Annotated in this window: 10 protein-coding genes and 1 other RNA gene; 8 read left to right on the forward strand and 3 right to left on the reverse strand. The window is 55.8% G+C overall.

What is annotated here, in order from left to right:
* Positions 1-168: 168 nt before the first annotated feature.
* On the reverse strand, positions 169-2,040 hold the full coding sequence (locus tag IEX74_RS14100; RefSeq protein WP_188814658.1) for a M1 family metallopeptidase: 1,872 nt from the start codon (positions 2,038-2,040) through the stop codon (positions 169-171).
* 203 nt (positions 2,041-2,243) lie between these two features.
* Between IEX74_RS14100 and IEX74_RS14105 the strand changes: the two genes are divergently transcribed.
* Complete coding sequence (locus tag IEX74_RS14105; RefSeq protein ID WP_188814659.1) at positions 2,244-3,128, forward strand: YitT family protein; 885 nt, start codon at positions 2,244-2,246, stop codon at positions 3,126-3,128.
* Positions 3,129-3,149: 21 nt separating this feature from the next.
* Here the strand turns inward: IEX74_RS14105 and IEX74_RS14110 are convergent, their stop codons facing one another.
* On the reverse strand, positions 3,150-5,192 hold the full coding sequence (locus tag IEX74_RS14110) for a polysaccharide lyase family 8 super-sandwich domain-containing protein (protein ID WP_188814660.1): 2,043 nt from the start codon (positions 5,190-5,192) through the stop codon (positions 3,150-3,152).
* A 494-nt stretch (positions 5,193-5,686) separates the two neighbouring features.
* Between IEX74_RS14110 and IEX74_RS14115 the strand changes: the two genes are divergently transcribed.
* The 5 genes from IEX74_RS14115 to IEX74_RS14135 all read left to right on the forward strand — a co-directional run bounded on the left by IEX74_RS14115 (position 5,687) and on the right by IEX74_RS14135 (position 9,392).
* On the forward strand, positions 5,687-5,968 hold the full coding sequence (locus tag IEX74_RS14115; protein WP_188814661.1) for a transposase: 282 nt from the start codon (positions 5,687-5,689) through the stop codon (positions 5,966-5,968).
* Positions 5,965-6,867, forward strand: coding sequence for an IS3 family transposase (locus IEX74_RS14120; protein ID WP_188814662.1), 903 nt, complete (start codon positions 5,965-5,967; stop codon positions 6,865-6,867). Before IEX74_RS14115 ends, IEX74_RS14120 begins: the two co-directional genes overlap by 4 nt.
* A 42-nt stretch (positions 6,868-6,909) precedes the next feature.
* Positions 6,910-7,794 carry a retropepsin-like aspartic protease gene (locus IEX74_RS14125; protein ID WP_188814663.1) on the forward strand — a complete coding sequence of 295 codons (885 nt, stop codon included), beginning with the start codon at positions 6,910-6,912 and terminating at the stop codon, positions 7,792-7,794.
* A gap of 376 nt (positions 7,795-8,170) precedes the next feature.
* Positions 8,171-8,845: an LEA/WHy family protein gene (locus IEX74_RS14130; protein WP_188814664.1), complete on the forward strand. Its 675-nt coding sequence runs from the start codon at positions 8,171-8,173 to the stop codon at positions 8,843-8,845.
* Between the two features lie 67 nt (positions 8,846-8,912).
* Positions 8,913-9,392, forward strand: a complete 480-nt coding sequence (locus tag IEX74_RS14135) for a hypothetical protein (RefSeq protein WP_188814665.1) — start codon at positions 8,913-8,915, stop codon at positions 9,390-9,392.
* Positions 9,393-9,742: 350 nt separating this feature from the next.
* Here the strand turns inward: IEX74_RS14135 and ssrA are convergent.
* Positions 9,743-10,114: a transfer-messenger RNA gene (gene ssrA, locus IEX74_RS14140) on the reverse strand.
* Between the two features lie 236 nt (positions 10,115-10,350).
* On the opposite strand from ssrA, the gene IEX74_RS14145 reads away from it, so the two are divergent.
* Both IEX74_RS14145 and IEX74_RS14150 read left to right on the forward strand, forming a co-directional pair.
* Positions 10,351-11,904 carry a B12-binding domain-containing radical SAM protein gene (locus IEX74_RS14145; RefSeq protein WP_188814666.1) on the forward strand — a complete coding sequence of 518 codons (1,554 nt, stop codon included), beginning with the start codon at positions 10,351-10,353 and terminating at the stop codon, positions 11,902-11,904.
* 203 nt (positions 11,905-12,107) lie between these two features.
* Positions 12,108-14,174: a DNA polymerase III subunit gamma/tau gene (locus IEX74_RS14150; RefSeq protein WP_188814667.1), complete on the forward strand. Its 2,067-nt coding sequence runs from the start codon at positions 12,108-12,110 to the stop codon at positions 14,172-14,174.
* Positions 14,175-14,192: the final 18 nt, after the last annotated feature.

A 14,192-nucleotide genomic window follows, 5' to 3' on the forward strand; every position in this document is an offset into this window, starting at 1 on the left:
TAGCTTACTATTGGCCAAGGGTTTACACTAAGCCAGGTCTGATAAGAACGTCATTCTGAGCAGCGCGAGGAATCTCGCGTGCAGTCGTTGCAGTGGTAAGCCCTAACGATTAGAGCTAGCATTGCACGCGCTGCTCAGCATGACGTTCTTATCAGACCTAGGTTGGCGCTACTTCGCCGCCCACTTATTGTCTTTCTCGTTGGCATCCACGAATATTCCGCCGGCTAGCTCAATGGATTTTACTGCTTTATCGGCGTTCAAGGGCACAGTAGCGTGGCGCTGGTCGGCGTGCCAGATGGCGGGCGTTTGGTGCAGCACTTCGCTGCTGCCGTCGGCATAGGCTACTTTCACATCCACCGGCACCGCGAAGCCGCCGATGTTTTGGATGGTTAGAGCATGATTCTTACTCGTCTGATCAACCTTCTCCACAGCTAAGTCGATGTAGTAATTCGTAAAAAACCAGTTTTGAAAAAACCACGTCAGGTCCTGGCCCGAGGCGCTGCTCATCGAGTTGAAGTAGTCCCACGGAATGGGGTGCTTGCCATGCCAACGGTCCATGTACTCGTGCAGACACTTCTTGAACAGCGCGTCGCCAAGCATGTCTTTCAGGGCTAGGTAGCTAACCGAGGGTTTGCCGTAGGCATTGGTGCCGGCGCCGCGCTTCAGCTCATCGGCTGGGGTGATGGTGGGCAGATCCTGGTTGGCGGCCGGATTGCTAACCCAGCCCATTCGAAACTGCCGGTATAGGGCATCAGCCTTTTGCTCGCCCCGCTCAGTCCGGCCGATGAGCAGCTCAAAGGTGGTAGCCCAGCCCTCATCCATAAACGGGTAGCGGCTTTCGTTGATGCCCATGTAGAACGGGAACCAGGTGTGGGCGATTTCGTGGTCCTGCACGAACTGGGCAAACTCCGGATCTTCCTGCGGACTATCGTTCACCATCATCGGGTATTCCATGTCGGCAAAGCCTTGGAAGGCGGTCATCTTCGGAAACGGGTAGGGCACGCCCGGCCAGTTGCGCGAAAACCAACCTAGGGCGTTCTGCCCGTTCTGCACCGATTGGTGGAAGTCCTTGGTGGCGTCGGCGTAGGCGGCTTGCATGCTGGCTCGGCGCTTAGTGGCGGGGTCTACTATCACGCTGGCCGCATCCCAGACGTAGTGGTCGCTCAGTCCTACAGTCACGTCCGAGATGTCGCGAGCCGTCCACACCCAGGTGTTGAGGGGTTGCCGGGCGGTGATGTTCCTGGCAGTCAGGTCGGCAGCGGTGGCCACATGAATCACCTCGTCGCTGGTCATCGACTTGGCCAGGCGCTTAGCGGCGGCGGGTTGCAGCACTTGCTTGGGATTTTGCAGCGTGCCGGTAGCCCACACGATGTAGTTGGCCGGAACCTGCACGCGCAGCGTGTAATCGTTGAAGTCGTTGTAAAACTCCTTGCTATCCACGAACGGGATACGGTCCCAACCCGCATAGTCGTCGTAGACGGCCACACGGGGATAGAAGTACGCCAGAAAGTAGGTGGTGGGGTCAATCTGGCCCTCGCGCCCGCTCTGCTTGGAGAGGGGAAAGTGCCAGCTCACCTGCATGTGCACTGAGTCGTGGGGTAGTAGAGGCCGGGGTAACGTTACCACCTTCACGGTGGCAGGGCCGGGCCAGTTGGTAGGCCGCGCCTGCCCGTTCACGGTAAATGAGTCAATCTGCACGCCGGTAGTCAGGTAATCGGAACCGGCGTCGGCGTCGCGGGCCGCGCCGGCCTGGTGAATGTTCTGAATCAGCCGGAAGGTGAGCGTTTTGAGCGTGTCGGGGCTATGATTGAAGTAGGTGATGGTTTCGCGGCCCCGGATGTCGCGCTCGGGCGGCATGGCGCGCACCGTGATGTTGTAGCGGGCCGTGTTTTGCCAGTAGTTCTTGCCGGGCCGACCGTCGGGCGAGCGGGTTCCTTTCTGGTAGGCCCGTTGAATGTCGCGCGGCATGTACAAAGATTGCGCTTGGGTGTGCAGCGACAAAGCGCACAGCACGAGCAAGCAGCTGAAAAAACGAAGCATAAACGTGGAACAGAGTAAGAACTTGGCCGAAAAGCTACTCAAAGTCTCCGGAGCGGCAGCAAAGGCTGCTTTGCAGAGTCTGCTTCGGGCAAGATAGCCGGCAAAAGAAGCGCTTGTCTGTACTGCTTGAGTTTCGGTACTAACCGAACAATGCCTAATTCGCTTTGCCTAACTTGCCTTCTGTTCTTTCCATCCTACGCACCATGCCTACTACGCTACCCGCCCCGTCATCCATCGCTACCCACCTCAAAGATTTCGCGCTTGTGGTACTCGGCATCCTGAGCGCGGGCGTGGGCCTGAAAGCTTTTCTGCTCTCAAGCCACTTCATCGACGGCGGCGTGACGGGCATTTCCATGCTGCTGGCGCAGGTGTTTGGTCTGCCGCTGGCCGCGCTGATTCTGGTGATTAATCTGCCGTTTATCGCCCTAGGTTATAAGCAGATCGGGCGCGGCTTTGCCCTCAAGAGTGCATTGGCTATTGCCGGCCTTTCTCTGACGATTGCCTTCGTGCCCTTCCCTGACATCACCCCCGACCTGCTGCTGACGGCCGTGTTCGGCGGACTTTTCATCGGGGCGGGCATTGGGCTGGCCATGCGCGGCGGCGCGGTGCTCGACGGCACCGAAATAGCGGCCCTGCTCATCAGCAAGCACACGCCTTTGGTAAAAGTGAGTGACGTAATCCTGATCGGCAACGTGTTCATCTTCAGCGCGGCCGCGTTTTTCCTGGGCGTGCAGCAGGCTTTATATTCTATCCTGACCTACGTAGCGGCTTCCAAAGCACTGGATTTCCTGCTCAACGGCATCGAGCAGTACACCGGCGTCACGATTGTCTCGGAGCTGAGCGAGGAAATCCGCCAGGTCATTACCGAAAAGCTAGGTCGCGGCGTCACGATTTACCAGGGCAAGCGCGGCTACGGCAAGCGCGGCGAGCAGCAAGAGGCGCGTGATATTGTTTTCACCGTCGTCACGCGCCTGGAGCTGCCCCAGCTGCGCACCGAAGTACGCCGCATCGACCCAAAAGCCTTTCTGATTCAGCAGAGCATCGACGACACGGAAGGCGGCATGGTGAAAAAGCGGCCGCTCCATTAGGCGGAGTAACCGCTACTTTTTTCAAAATACGCTCACGGTTGAGCCGGCTTTGTCGCCCTGCGGAAGGTTGGCCACCACTTTTTTATTGTTAATAACGAGCGTAACCGATTGGAGCTTTCGCGTGGGGTCCGCTACCCAAACGTGCGGGTCACCCTTCGTCTGCCGAATAAGCAGGCACGGTTTATCCACGCTTATTTTATCCTTTGCAGCACCTAGGGTAGTCGGCTCGTAGAACACGGCCATTACTCCGCTTGGCGTTTGGATGGCCTGTAGCTGGGCTGTGTTCAGCAAAATTTTATAATTCAGCAACGCACTACGGCGGCTGATATCGGCTACGCTCACGCCGGGCGCCACCTGGTAAGCATAGCTGTTTTGCGCCCGATGATCTACGTAAACAGTGAACACCGAACCGGCCGCGGGCGAATTACCGGAGGCTTCGTCCACCGTTTGCCAGTTGCCTTTCCGGGCGGAGATATTCGTGTGGAAGCGCTGCTTTTCGTCGGGGAAAATGTAGGCGACACTGTCGTGCCACACCCAGCTGGCGCCCTTTTCCAATTTACCTTTTTGCAGAGGCGACCTAGCATTGTAAAAGCACTGATTCACGGTTGTTATCAGATGCGTATTGGTCGGGGCCTCAATTCCTGCGCCTAGCGCAATCAATTGGCCCTCAACCAAGAAATAGCTCTTGCGCGCCTTGGTGCCTAGTCGATTATACATCATCACGCTAATACCCGAAGCGCCATTGGACACTTGCCCGACGAAATCCGCGGTGTTATCCGACTTGAAAGCCTGTTCGCTTGCCGGATTGCTGGTCGTGTCGGCGGTGATGCCCGGCAGCATCGCCCAGTTCCAGAGCGGTTCGATGTTGTGGTATTCCTTGCCGCTGCGCTGGATCAGGCTCACGCCATCGTTCAGAAAAGCGCCGAAGAGGTTTTCACTGTTTATCGACTCTACCTTCTTCACGAAAGGGCCGTGCGTCTTCACGCTGATAGCAAAGGTGTTGCTATTCGTTTGGAGCATGTAGCCACTGCGCCAGAAGCTTTTATTCTCCGGCAAGGTCGGGCACCTAGGTTGCTCAAACCCGCTCAGGGCATAGCGGCAAGGGTCGGTTTTGGAGGCTGAGGTAATCAGCTTGAAATCGTCGTATAGATTCTTACCGCGCTTGGTATCAGCATTTTCGCGCAGCTGCCTTGCAATGGCCGTTTTGTCCATCGCGCCTTTATAGATAGTGTATTTAAGTCCTTGAGCGCAGTAGTCGAAAAGGATTTTCTGCTTTTCCGGGCTGAAGGCGTAAGGCGTTCCAGAGGTTACTTTCATCCAGAAAAGCAGGCTGTTCACGAAGTGGATTCCGTAGTTGCCAAACTGCAACATGGCGCCGTGCTGGTGAAAGGAATAATCGGGCTGTATGCCCTCGCCGGTGCTGATCTGTATCACCAATTGCATCTGCTGCATCGCCGGCGCGAAAGCCGCTGCATCCTGATTAACCAAGGCAATACGCGCCTCAATATCGTGCTGCCATATCTTGTTCTGCCCGGTCGGATTTTTCTGGGCAACCCGCGGACCTAGGGTTTGGGTTAAATAAGCTAGCTCGGCAGGCGTGGCCTCTTTGCCCAGCATTAGCATGATGCTGGAATAGGCATACGGCACGTTAATTTGATTCTGCCACCAGTTGCTGCACTGATAATCGTTTTTTATCCAGTAAGCCAGCGCCTGATGAATGCCCTTGCGCCAAGCAGCATCGTAGTTTTGGTTATAAGCCCGGCACAGCAGCATGATTCGGTACAGATGCCAGGAAGGTCGCCAGGCGCTCCGCATCTCGGAATGATAATCTAGATCAGGCCAGGTGCCCTCGGCGCTCAACGATTTAAAATAGCCGTTCGCATCTGTCTCATACTTAACATCATCGGTTAGCCGGTAGCTTTGCTCAGTGGCATACGGCGTATCCGACAGCAGCAAGGTCCGGCACGTGGCGTAGGCCGCAGTAGTAGCCTGATCAGGCTGGGCTGCGCGGGCCTGCGGCCCCACGAATAGCACGCAAAAAAGAAGGTAAATGCCAAACCGCATAAAGAAGAAGCTAGGTTTCTGATTGTCGACGAGCCAACCTAGCCCTAACCTGAAGCGAATATTTGGGCTTACCAAAATTCACCTCCGATAGAATGGTATGAACCTAGGTAAAGCCCCTGTCGGCGCGGCGGCATTAGCTTGATTGCTGACCTTGATCCTCGTAGGATTAAGCACTCTCTCTGGCGAGTGGCCGCGTCTAACACAGACTAAAATGCCTGCTTACTACTACTACTCTGGTCGAATGAAGGGCTGAACATACCTCTCCTCTAATAGAGTATAGAGTTCTGCAACAGCCATAGGGCTTATAAGTGCGGTTTTGAAATCCGTGCGGTTTTTACTCTTATTGCTCTACTAGCTGTTCTTTAATTGTTTCCTGATTACCGTCAATTTAGTTCTGGTATACTACTTTACGCCCTTAATCATTGACCACGGCAAGGTATCTATGAGGTGGTCTAGTTGAGCGAGACAGAATTGGGTGGTATCTTTTCTACCCCATGGATAAGCCCGATAAACGCCGCAAGTATGACGCGGCCTTCAAAACCGAAGCGCTACGCGTGGCGAGCGAAAGCCGCCCGACCCAAGCGGCCGCCCGTGCCCTCAATATTAATCCCAAACTGCTCTACAAATGGCAGCAAGCCGCGCAGCCCGCCCTGCCCACAGACCCGGTAGAAGCCGCCGAGGTGCGCCAACTGCGGGCGGCGAATAAGCGTCGTGCGCAGGAATTGGAGATTTTAAAAAAAGCCATTGCCATTTTCAGCACCCCGCCGACCTCGTGAGCCGCTACCAGTTCATTGACCAGCAGCGCGCTAGCTACCCCGTACGGTTGCTCTGCCGGGTGTTGGGCGTGACACCCGCTCGCTACTACGCGTGGAGTGCTCAGGCTACTAGCCAGTCTAAGCCAGTAGAAAAAGCAGCGTGGGAAGGGGCCCTGGTGCAGACGTTTACCCACCATAAGCAGCGCTATGGCACCCGTCGACTACGGGCCGAGTTGCAGGCCCAGGGCTATCGTGTCGGCCGCCAGCGCTTGCGGACCGAGCTGCGCCGCCGGGGACTGCAGGCCGTGCAGCCGCGCGCCTTTACCCCGCGCACCACCGACTCCACCCATGGGCTGCGCTGCGCGCCCAACCGGCTGCTAAATCAGCCGGCCCCTAGCTGTCCCAACCAAGTGTGGGTCAGTGATATCACCTACTTGCCGCTGGTCTCCGGGCAGTGGGCCTACTTGTGCGCCTTTCAGGATGCCTTCACCCGCCAGGTGGTGGGCTGGCAAGTGCTAGCCACCATGCCCGAAGAACTCGTGACCAGCGCCTTCCGCCGAGCACTGCTAGCTCGACGACCCTCGGCGGGCTTACTGGTACACTCCGACCGCGGCGGACAGTATTGTGGTAATGCCTACCGCGCCTTGCTCCACGCGCACGACTGTCTGCGCTCGCAGAGCCGCCGCGGCGAGTGCTACGATAATGCGCAAGCCGAAAGCCTGTGGTCGCGCCTCAAAACCGAAGAGCTTGAACAACGCGACTGGCCCGTTTTCCGCGACCTAGCCGACGCCCAGCACAGCGTAGCCACTTATTTTGACTACTATAATTACGAGCGCCGCCACTCTGCGCTCGCTTACCAAACGCCGCAAACCTTTTACTTACAACAACTTAAAAACACTACCCTAAACTGTCTCGCCTAACTGGACCACCTCACTATTGCCTATATCTTTCATCAGTACTCCATGATTCAGAAGCCCATTTGCTTTCTTGCGTTGCTTATTAGCCTCTTATTTTCTGTTCCGCTGCAAGCCCAGCAGCGTATTCCACTGGAGGTACTGCCCAGTGGACATATCGTTGTAAAGGCAGCTATTAATGGCGTAGAAGGACGGTTTATCTTCGATACCGGTGGCGGAATTAACCTACTCACCCAGAAGTTCGCCCAACGCGTGAAGGGGTTACAGAAACAGGATGGGCGTTTGACCGCATTCCGGGCCATTGGCGACCGCTTGGACGTGGAACTGTACACGGCCAAGTCTATTACGGTGGGAGCTTTTGTTGCCAACAGCACCACCTTGACCGTTTATGAGGGGGAACTAGGGGGCCTAGATGGCCTACTGGCGCTAACGGCCTTCCAACGCCAACCCTTTACCCTTGATTTGCACAACAAGCAACTCGTCTTGGAAACGCCAGCCTCCTTGGCCAAGCGCCGCAAGTCAGACAATGTAATCCCCTTGCAAGTGGGCAATGCCCACGGCCAAACCCTTGATATATCCGCTTACTTTCGCGTCAATGACAAGCTGACCCTCTTGTTCCCGCTGGATACTGGGGCAGGCAAAGGGGTGTACCGCATTAATTCAGCCTTTGCCTCGCAACTCGGGATTGATACCGCCGCCCTGGCCCCTACCAATCGCATCGTACGAGCCAGCGAGTTCTCCCCCAATAACCGCAATGTCATCTACCGGGCGACCTTAGACAAGCTTACCCCACAAGCCATTCCTAGTCTCCAGCTAACGAAAGCCCCCGTCCAGTTGGTCAATGGCTTGATTTACGACGGCATCATTCCAATCGACTGGTTAGGCGAACAGCTGACGATTGATATCCCGCATCAGGTACTACTCATTAACTAGTCGTAAGCTCACCTTACGGAGTTGATACATACTTTGCTGCCACTTTCGAGTGGTTTAAGCAAGGTACAAACCCTTTTACATGCTGGAAACGGCCCTCTTTAAATGTTATAAGCGAACCTAGTAATTGGAAAGCATGCCTTAAGCGCAGTGCACTTTGTTTTTCAATCTACACTGCGTGAAAGTGCGTTTCCAGCTTGCTAGGGTATATTGACAGTGCAGACAGTGCACTTAGTGTACCGCTAAAAACAAGATATTTTAATCTGGCCACTGACACCTAGGCCAAAGCTTAGCTGTTCATTCGTCCCACAGCTACAACTATTCCAGCTGCGTAAGAGTAAGACCCTTATCTTTTTCTTGCTTCCTCTGCTGCTTGGCTATGCCTGTCTCCTCTCTCCCCGGTCAGTATCACGTACGCTCCTTAGTCACGGCTAGCGTGCTGGTGCTCGGCCTGCTGCTCAGCAGCTGCGGCATCGGGGAGCAGGTGCAGCAAGCCAAGGCGTTCAAAGGCGCTGAATTTCGGCTGGCTTCCGTCGAGCAGGCCACGCTGGCGGGCATTGATGTTACCCATCTACGCAAGCCGACAGACCTTAACCTGCTGGATCAGGCTCGCATTGCCACTGCCTACGCTAGTGGGAACCTACCACTGCGCCTACGGGTGAACTTGGAGGTACGGAACCCCAACGCCGAAACGGCGGCCGTCAATGCCTTTGACTACATTGCCCTGCTCGATGGCAAGCAGCTCGCCACCGGCCGCACCACCGAGCGTATTGAGGTGGCACCTCATAGCGTTACTGTGGCACCTATTGCCCTGGAAAGTAACCTGCGCGATGCCTTAGGCGAGCAATCCGGCGAAGCGCTGGCCAACCTGGCCCTCGGTCTGGGGGACCAAGACCGGAAGCCCCTACGCCTGACCCTGCGGCTCAAGCCGACCTTCGTTACCAGCGGTGGGCGCACCATCTCGCCTCCGGGCTACGTCAACGTAGAAAAGGAATTTACGACCAGCGATGTACTGGATGTGATCGGACGCGACTCCTCCAAGCGTCGTCCCTAATAGGCATACCGCCTATTCTAGTGCACTTTGCTTTTCAATCTACACTGCCTGAAACTGCGTTTCCAGCATGCTAGAGCAGATTGGTAGTGCAGCGTGCACGTCTAAAAACAAGATAATTTTTATTGCAATGCTTATTGCAAAGCCTCAGCACCTGCTGGGGCTTTCTTTTTTCCTGCTTGCAACTTTCTGCCCATGTACCTGCATCCTGTTTGTAGACTCGATCTTATCACCCTTTACTACTTTCCCTATGCGCACGCTACTTCTACCTAGCCTATTGCTGCTAGGACTGCTGTCCTGCAAGGAGCAGGAGCAAATGGAACCTCTATGTATCACCCCCGCTACGGTCAAGGACCTAACAGGACTTGATGGATGCGGCTATGTGCTGGTGCTCAGCAGTGGCCAGCGCCTTGAACCGCGGGGAAGCGTCTGGCAAGACTTCCCGAAAAAGGATGGCCAATCGGTCCAAGTAGCTTACCACAGCGTCAGCGGCGCTAGCATTTGTATGGTAGGTGACCTAGTCGAACTGGAGTGTATCACACCAAAATAAGGATTGCTCAGTGCACTTTGCTTTTCAATCTACACTGACCGAAACTGTGTTTCCAGCACGCTAGCGCAGATTGATAGTGCAGCTAGTGCACTTAGTGTAGGGCTAAAAACAATTTAATTTTTTCTCTTTTGCCTAAGTAGGCACGGATACCAATAAGAAAGGCCCGCCCTGTCAATCGACAGAGCGGGCCTTTTACCTTCCTGAAGCAAGCTGGCAACTATTTCCGGTTGGCTACTTCAAAGAAAGCAGACAACCTATACGGTGCACAAGTAATAAATCAGCTAGGTTTGTACCCCTACTTGTACCCCAGAAAGAAAAAAAGCCCGTTTCTACATCAGAAACGGGCTTTTCGGTGGAGCTGCAGGGATTCGAACCCTGGTCCAGACAAGGAAGCCGTCGAGCTTTCTACGTGTGTATCTATGCTTGAATTTTCGTGGCAACCCGGGCGCACATCAGGCCTATAGGTTACCCTTATCTGCTTGAGTTTCGCCTTAGTGTCGCAGTGCCACCAAGACTATCCCCTTACTTACGACGCCCCGTACTCACCCGTGAAAGGGAAGACGGATGCGGGACGATGGCATTACTTAGTACCTAGACTAAGCAGCCATGGCGTAGCTATACTCGCCATTTATTGTTTGGGCGATTTGTTCACAGGAGAGCTTCGTCCAACTCCTGACACGCTTACTCGCGACCTGCACAAGCTGTCAATTCCGGTCAGCCCCAGATTAGAAAGAACGGTTCCCGCCACAAGTAGCGGGGTGCAAATGTACGCAACTGTCTGAGAAACGTTGCGCATGAGGCTGGAGTTCCCTGCAAAACTGCGCTAAGGCCGCCAATAACTTCCGCCAATTTGGTTCGCCATTCTAGCGCGAAGCCCTACCGCGGCAGTCACTTATCCAGCGTTATCGAGTTATTCTGTTATGTTTATGAATCCGAAAACGGCTTCATATTCAGGAACATGACTAAATTAACGATTGGTATCATCGATTTGGTCTGCAAGGGGCCGACCACCACGTTATGGGCTCGTGCCATGCACGCGAACCTAGCTAGCATTATGCCCCAAGTGGTGGCCACCTGGTGCGAGCAGGAAGGACATGATGTGAAGCTGGTGTGCTACACCGGCTTGGAAGATTTGCGCAAGGAGCTACCCAAAGGCGTAGACTTGGTGTTCATCAGCGCGTTCACGGAGTCGGCCTTGCTAGCCTACGCACTCAGCAATTACTTCCGCAGCCAGGGTGCCGTGACGGTGCTCGGCGGTCCGCACGCCCGCTGCTACCCCGATGATGCCGTCCGTTATTTCGACTTCGTGCTGGGCTTTACCAACCTAGGTACCATTCAGGAAGTGCTGCATAACTGCCAGCCGCAGCGGCCCGAGGGCAAGCACCTATCGGCGGGCAAACAGCCCAGCCACCTGCCCGGCGTGCGCGAGCGGTGGAAGTTCATCGAGCCCACACTGAAGAAAGCGCCCGTGCTGAAGATGGTGCCCATGATCGGCAGCGTGGGTTGCCCTTACACCTGCGCCTTCTGCATTGATGCCACGGTGGATTACCAGCCCATGAGTGTGGATATTATCAAAGAAGATTTGCGCTTCCTGCTCACCAAGTTCGACAAGCCCGTGGTAGGCTGGCACGACCCGAATTTTGGGGTGCGCTTCAACGAAACAATGGACGCCATTGAGGCGGCCGCCCCGCTGAAAAGCTTCCGCTTCATGGCCGAAAGCAGCCTGTCCATCCTCACCGAAGACCACTTGCAGGTGCTTAATAATCATGGTTTTGAGGCTCTGCTGCCGGGCGTGGAATCGTGGTACGAGCTCGGTAATAAGTCGCGCACCTCGCGCTTAGCCGGCGAGGAAAAAGTGCAGCGCGTGGCCGAGCACGTGAACCTGATGTTCAAGTACGTGCCCTACGTGCAAACCAACTTTGTACTGGGCCTCGACAGCGACATGGGCTCGGAGCCTTTCGAGCTGACCAAGCGCTTCGTGGATCTGTCGCCGGCCGCCTTTCCGGGTTACTCGCTGCTGAGTGCTTTCGGCGAAGCGGCGCCGCTGAACCTAGACTACCAGCGCAACCACCGGGTGCTGCCCTTTCCGTTCCACTTTCTCAATAACCACCTAGCGATGAACGTGAAGCCCCTGAACTACGAGTGGGTGGACTTCTACGATAAGGTGATTGACCTGACGGCCTACACCTTCTCCAACAAGGCTATTTACCGGCGCTACATGGCTTCCCCAAGCCGGGCATCTAAATGGATGAACACGATGCGGGCGGTGTCGTCGGAGGGCTTCGGACGCCTGCGCTTCTTCAAGAAAGTGCGTGAGAAACTGGTGCACGACCGACCTTTCCGGCAGTATTTCGAGGGCGAATCCCAGGAGCTGCCGTCCTTCTATAAGGAGATTATTCAGCGGGACCTAGGGGTGTGGTGGAACTGGCTGCCTAAAGGTGCCATGGAACATAACCAGAACGCTTACTTGCTTAAAAAGTCACCGCCAGTACTGACGAATACAACGCTGTGATTTATCAGACATGATATTGACTTGCAATATCTTACAATCCAACAATAGCCTAGCTTCTTAGCTGACCGACTCGCGCATCTTCCTGCATTTTTCATGACTATAGGCTAGCTCTTGCTGGCATTATGGGCGTGTCATTCTTGCCCTTTGGCCATTGATTTGGCTTCCAAAGACCGCCTTTTTGGGGTATCTTTGTAGGAAGAACTATGGAGAATTTCGTTGTTTCCGCCCGTAAGTATCGTCCCGCCACCTTTCGCAGCGTAGTGGGGCAGCAGCACGTAACAACTACGCTGCAAAATGCTATTGTCAGTCATCACCTAGCTCAGGCTTTCCTCTTTTGTGGTCCGCGCGGCGTGGGCAAAACCACCTGCGCGCGCATTCTGGCCAAAACCATCAACTGCACCAACCTCACGCCGGAAGCCGAGGCGTGCAACGAGTGCGAGTCGTGCCGGGCGTTCAACCAGAACGCCTCGTTCAACGTGCACGAGCTGGACGCGGCTTCCAACAACTCAGTCGAAGATATCCGCTCGCTGGTGGAGCAGGTGCGCTACGCGCCGCAGGCGGGTCGCTACAAGATCTACATCATCGACGAGGTGCACATGCTCTCTAACGCGGCCTTCAACGCCTTTCTGAAGACCCTGGAAGAGCCGCCGAGCTACGCCATTTTCATCCTGGCCACCACCGAGCGCCACAAGATCATCCCCACGATTCTGTCGCGCTGCCAGATCTTCGATTTCAACCGCATCCGCGTCGAGGATATTCGCAAGCACTTGCGCTATGTGGCTACGCAAGAGCAGATTGCCGCCGAAGACGATGCGCTGCACCTGCTCGCCCAGAAAGCCGACGGCGGTCTGCGCGACGCCCTGTCCATGTTCGACCAGATGGTGACTTTCTCGGGTCATAATCTGACCTACAAGGACGTGGTGCAGAACCTGCACGTCCTTGATTACGAGTACTACTTCCGCCTGGTGGATGCGCTGCTCACCGAGAACCTTTCGGCGGCGCTGCTGCTCTTGGATGAGGTAATGCAGAACGGCTTCGACCTGCACAATTTCGTGGTGGGAGCCGCCGAGCACCTGCGCGGCCTGCTCGTGTGCAAAGACACCGTGACGGTGCAACTCTTGGAAGTGTCGGAAGGTATTCGGGCGCGTTATGTGCAGCAGGCGCAGGCTTCTCCCCTCGCCTTCCTGCTCTCAGCCCTGAACTTGGTGAGCCAGTGCGACCGGGAGTTTAAGCAAGCCAAAAATCAGCGCCTCCACGTGGAGCTGACGCTGATGAAGCTAGCTTACCTGAACGGCGCCGTGCAGTTTGCCCGCGACCTAGGTTCCGGCAACGGCCACGCCACCAACGGCGAGGCTAAAAAAAAAACTAGTGTAGAAACGAGTGCGCCTGCCCCAGCGGGGTCTTCTGGCGCACCCACCGCTAGTGCCGCGCCTGTCGTTGAAGCAGCACCTAGGGTCTCGGCCCCACCAGTGGCGGCGCCGGCTCCACGGCCGATGGCTCCGCCCCAACCTGTTGCGACTAGGCCGGTGGCAGCCATTTCCGCACCTGCCGCGCCAGAGGAAATAGTCCCGGTGGAAAGCGGCGTGGAGGAGATGCACGCGACACCTAGCATTGAGGATGAAGTGGCCGATGTTCCAACGGCTCACCACCAAGTCGTCGACACGAACCCGCACGTGGACATCGGGGCGCCTAGCGTAGCCGGCCACGAGCCGGCTACAACGCGAATGCCGCCACCCCAGCCGGGTTTGCAGAAGCCTTTGCCGACCACTACCAAGCTGCCGGGCCTGGCTTCCAAGATTCCGAGTCTGAAGGACTTGAAAGCGCAGGTGACGCAGCAGATGAGCGCGACCAAAGCCGCGCCTGTGGCCGACGATGAGCCGAGCGGTCCGGTAACAGGTTTGCCGATTATTGATGAAGAAGTGCTTCAGAAAGCCTGGAATGACATCAAAGAGGACCGACGCGCCCAGGACCGCATGAGCGAGTACATCGTGCTGAACCGGCCGGTGGCGGTGGACGATCAGCACGTCATCCGCCTAGCGGTGGACAACCCGATCCAGATCGACCAGTTCAACGCCTTCCGCAGTGAGTTCCTGACCGAGCTGCGCCAGCGTACCGGCTACCCGCGCCTGAACGTGCACCCGGTGCTCATGGAGCAGGCCCCGACGGCCCGCAAGCTCTATACCTCTGCCGATAAGTTTGAATACCTAGCCGATAAATTTCCCATCTTACTGGAAATGAAGCAAAAGCTAGGTTTGGACACAGATTTTTAGGGATTGTAGGAACGCGCC

The sequence above is a fragment of the Hymenobacter cavernae genome (assembly GCF_014641455.1).
GTDB lineage: Bacteria > Bacteroidota > Bacteroidia > Cytophagales > Hymenobacteraceae > Hymenobacter > Hymenobacter cavernae.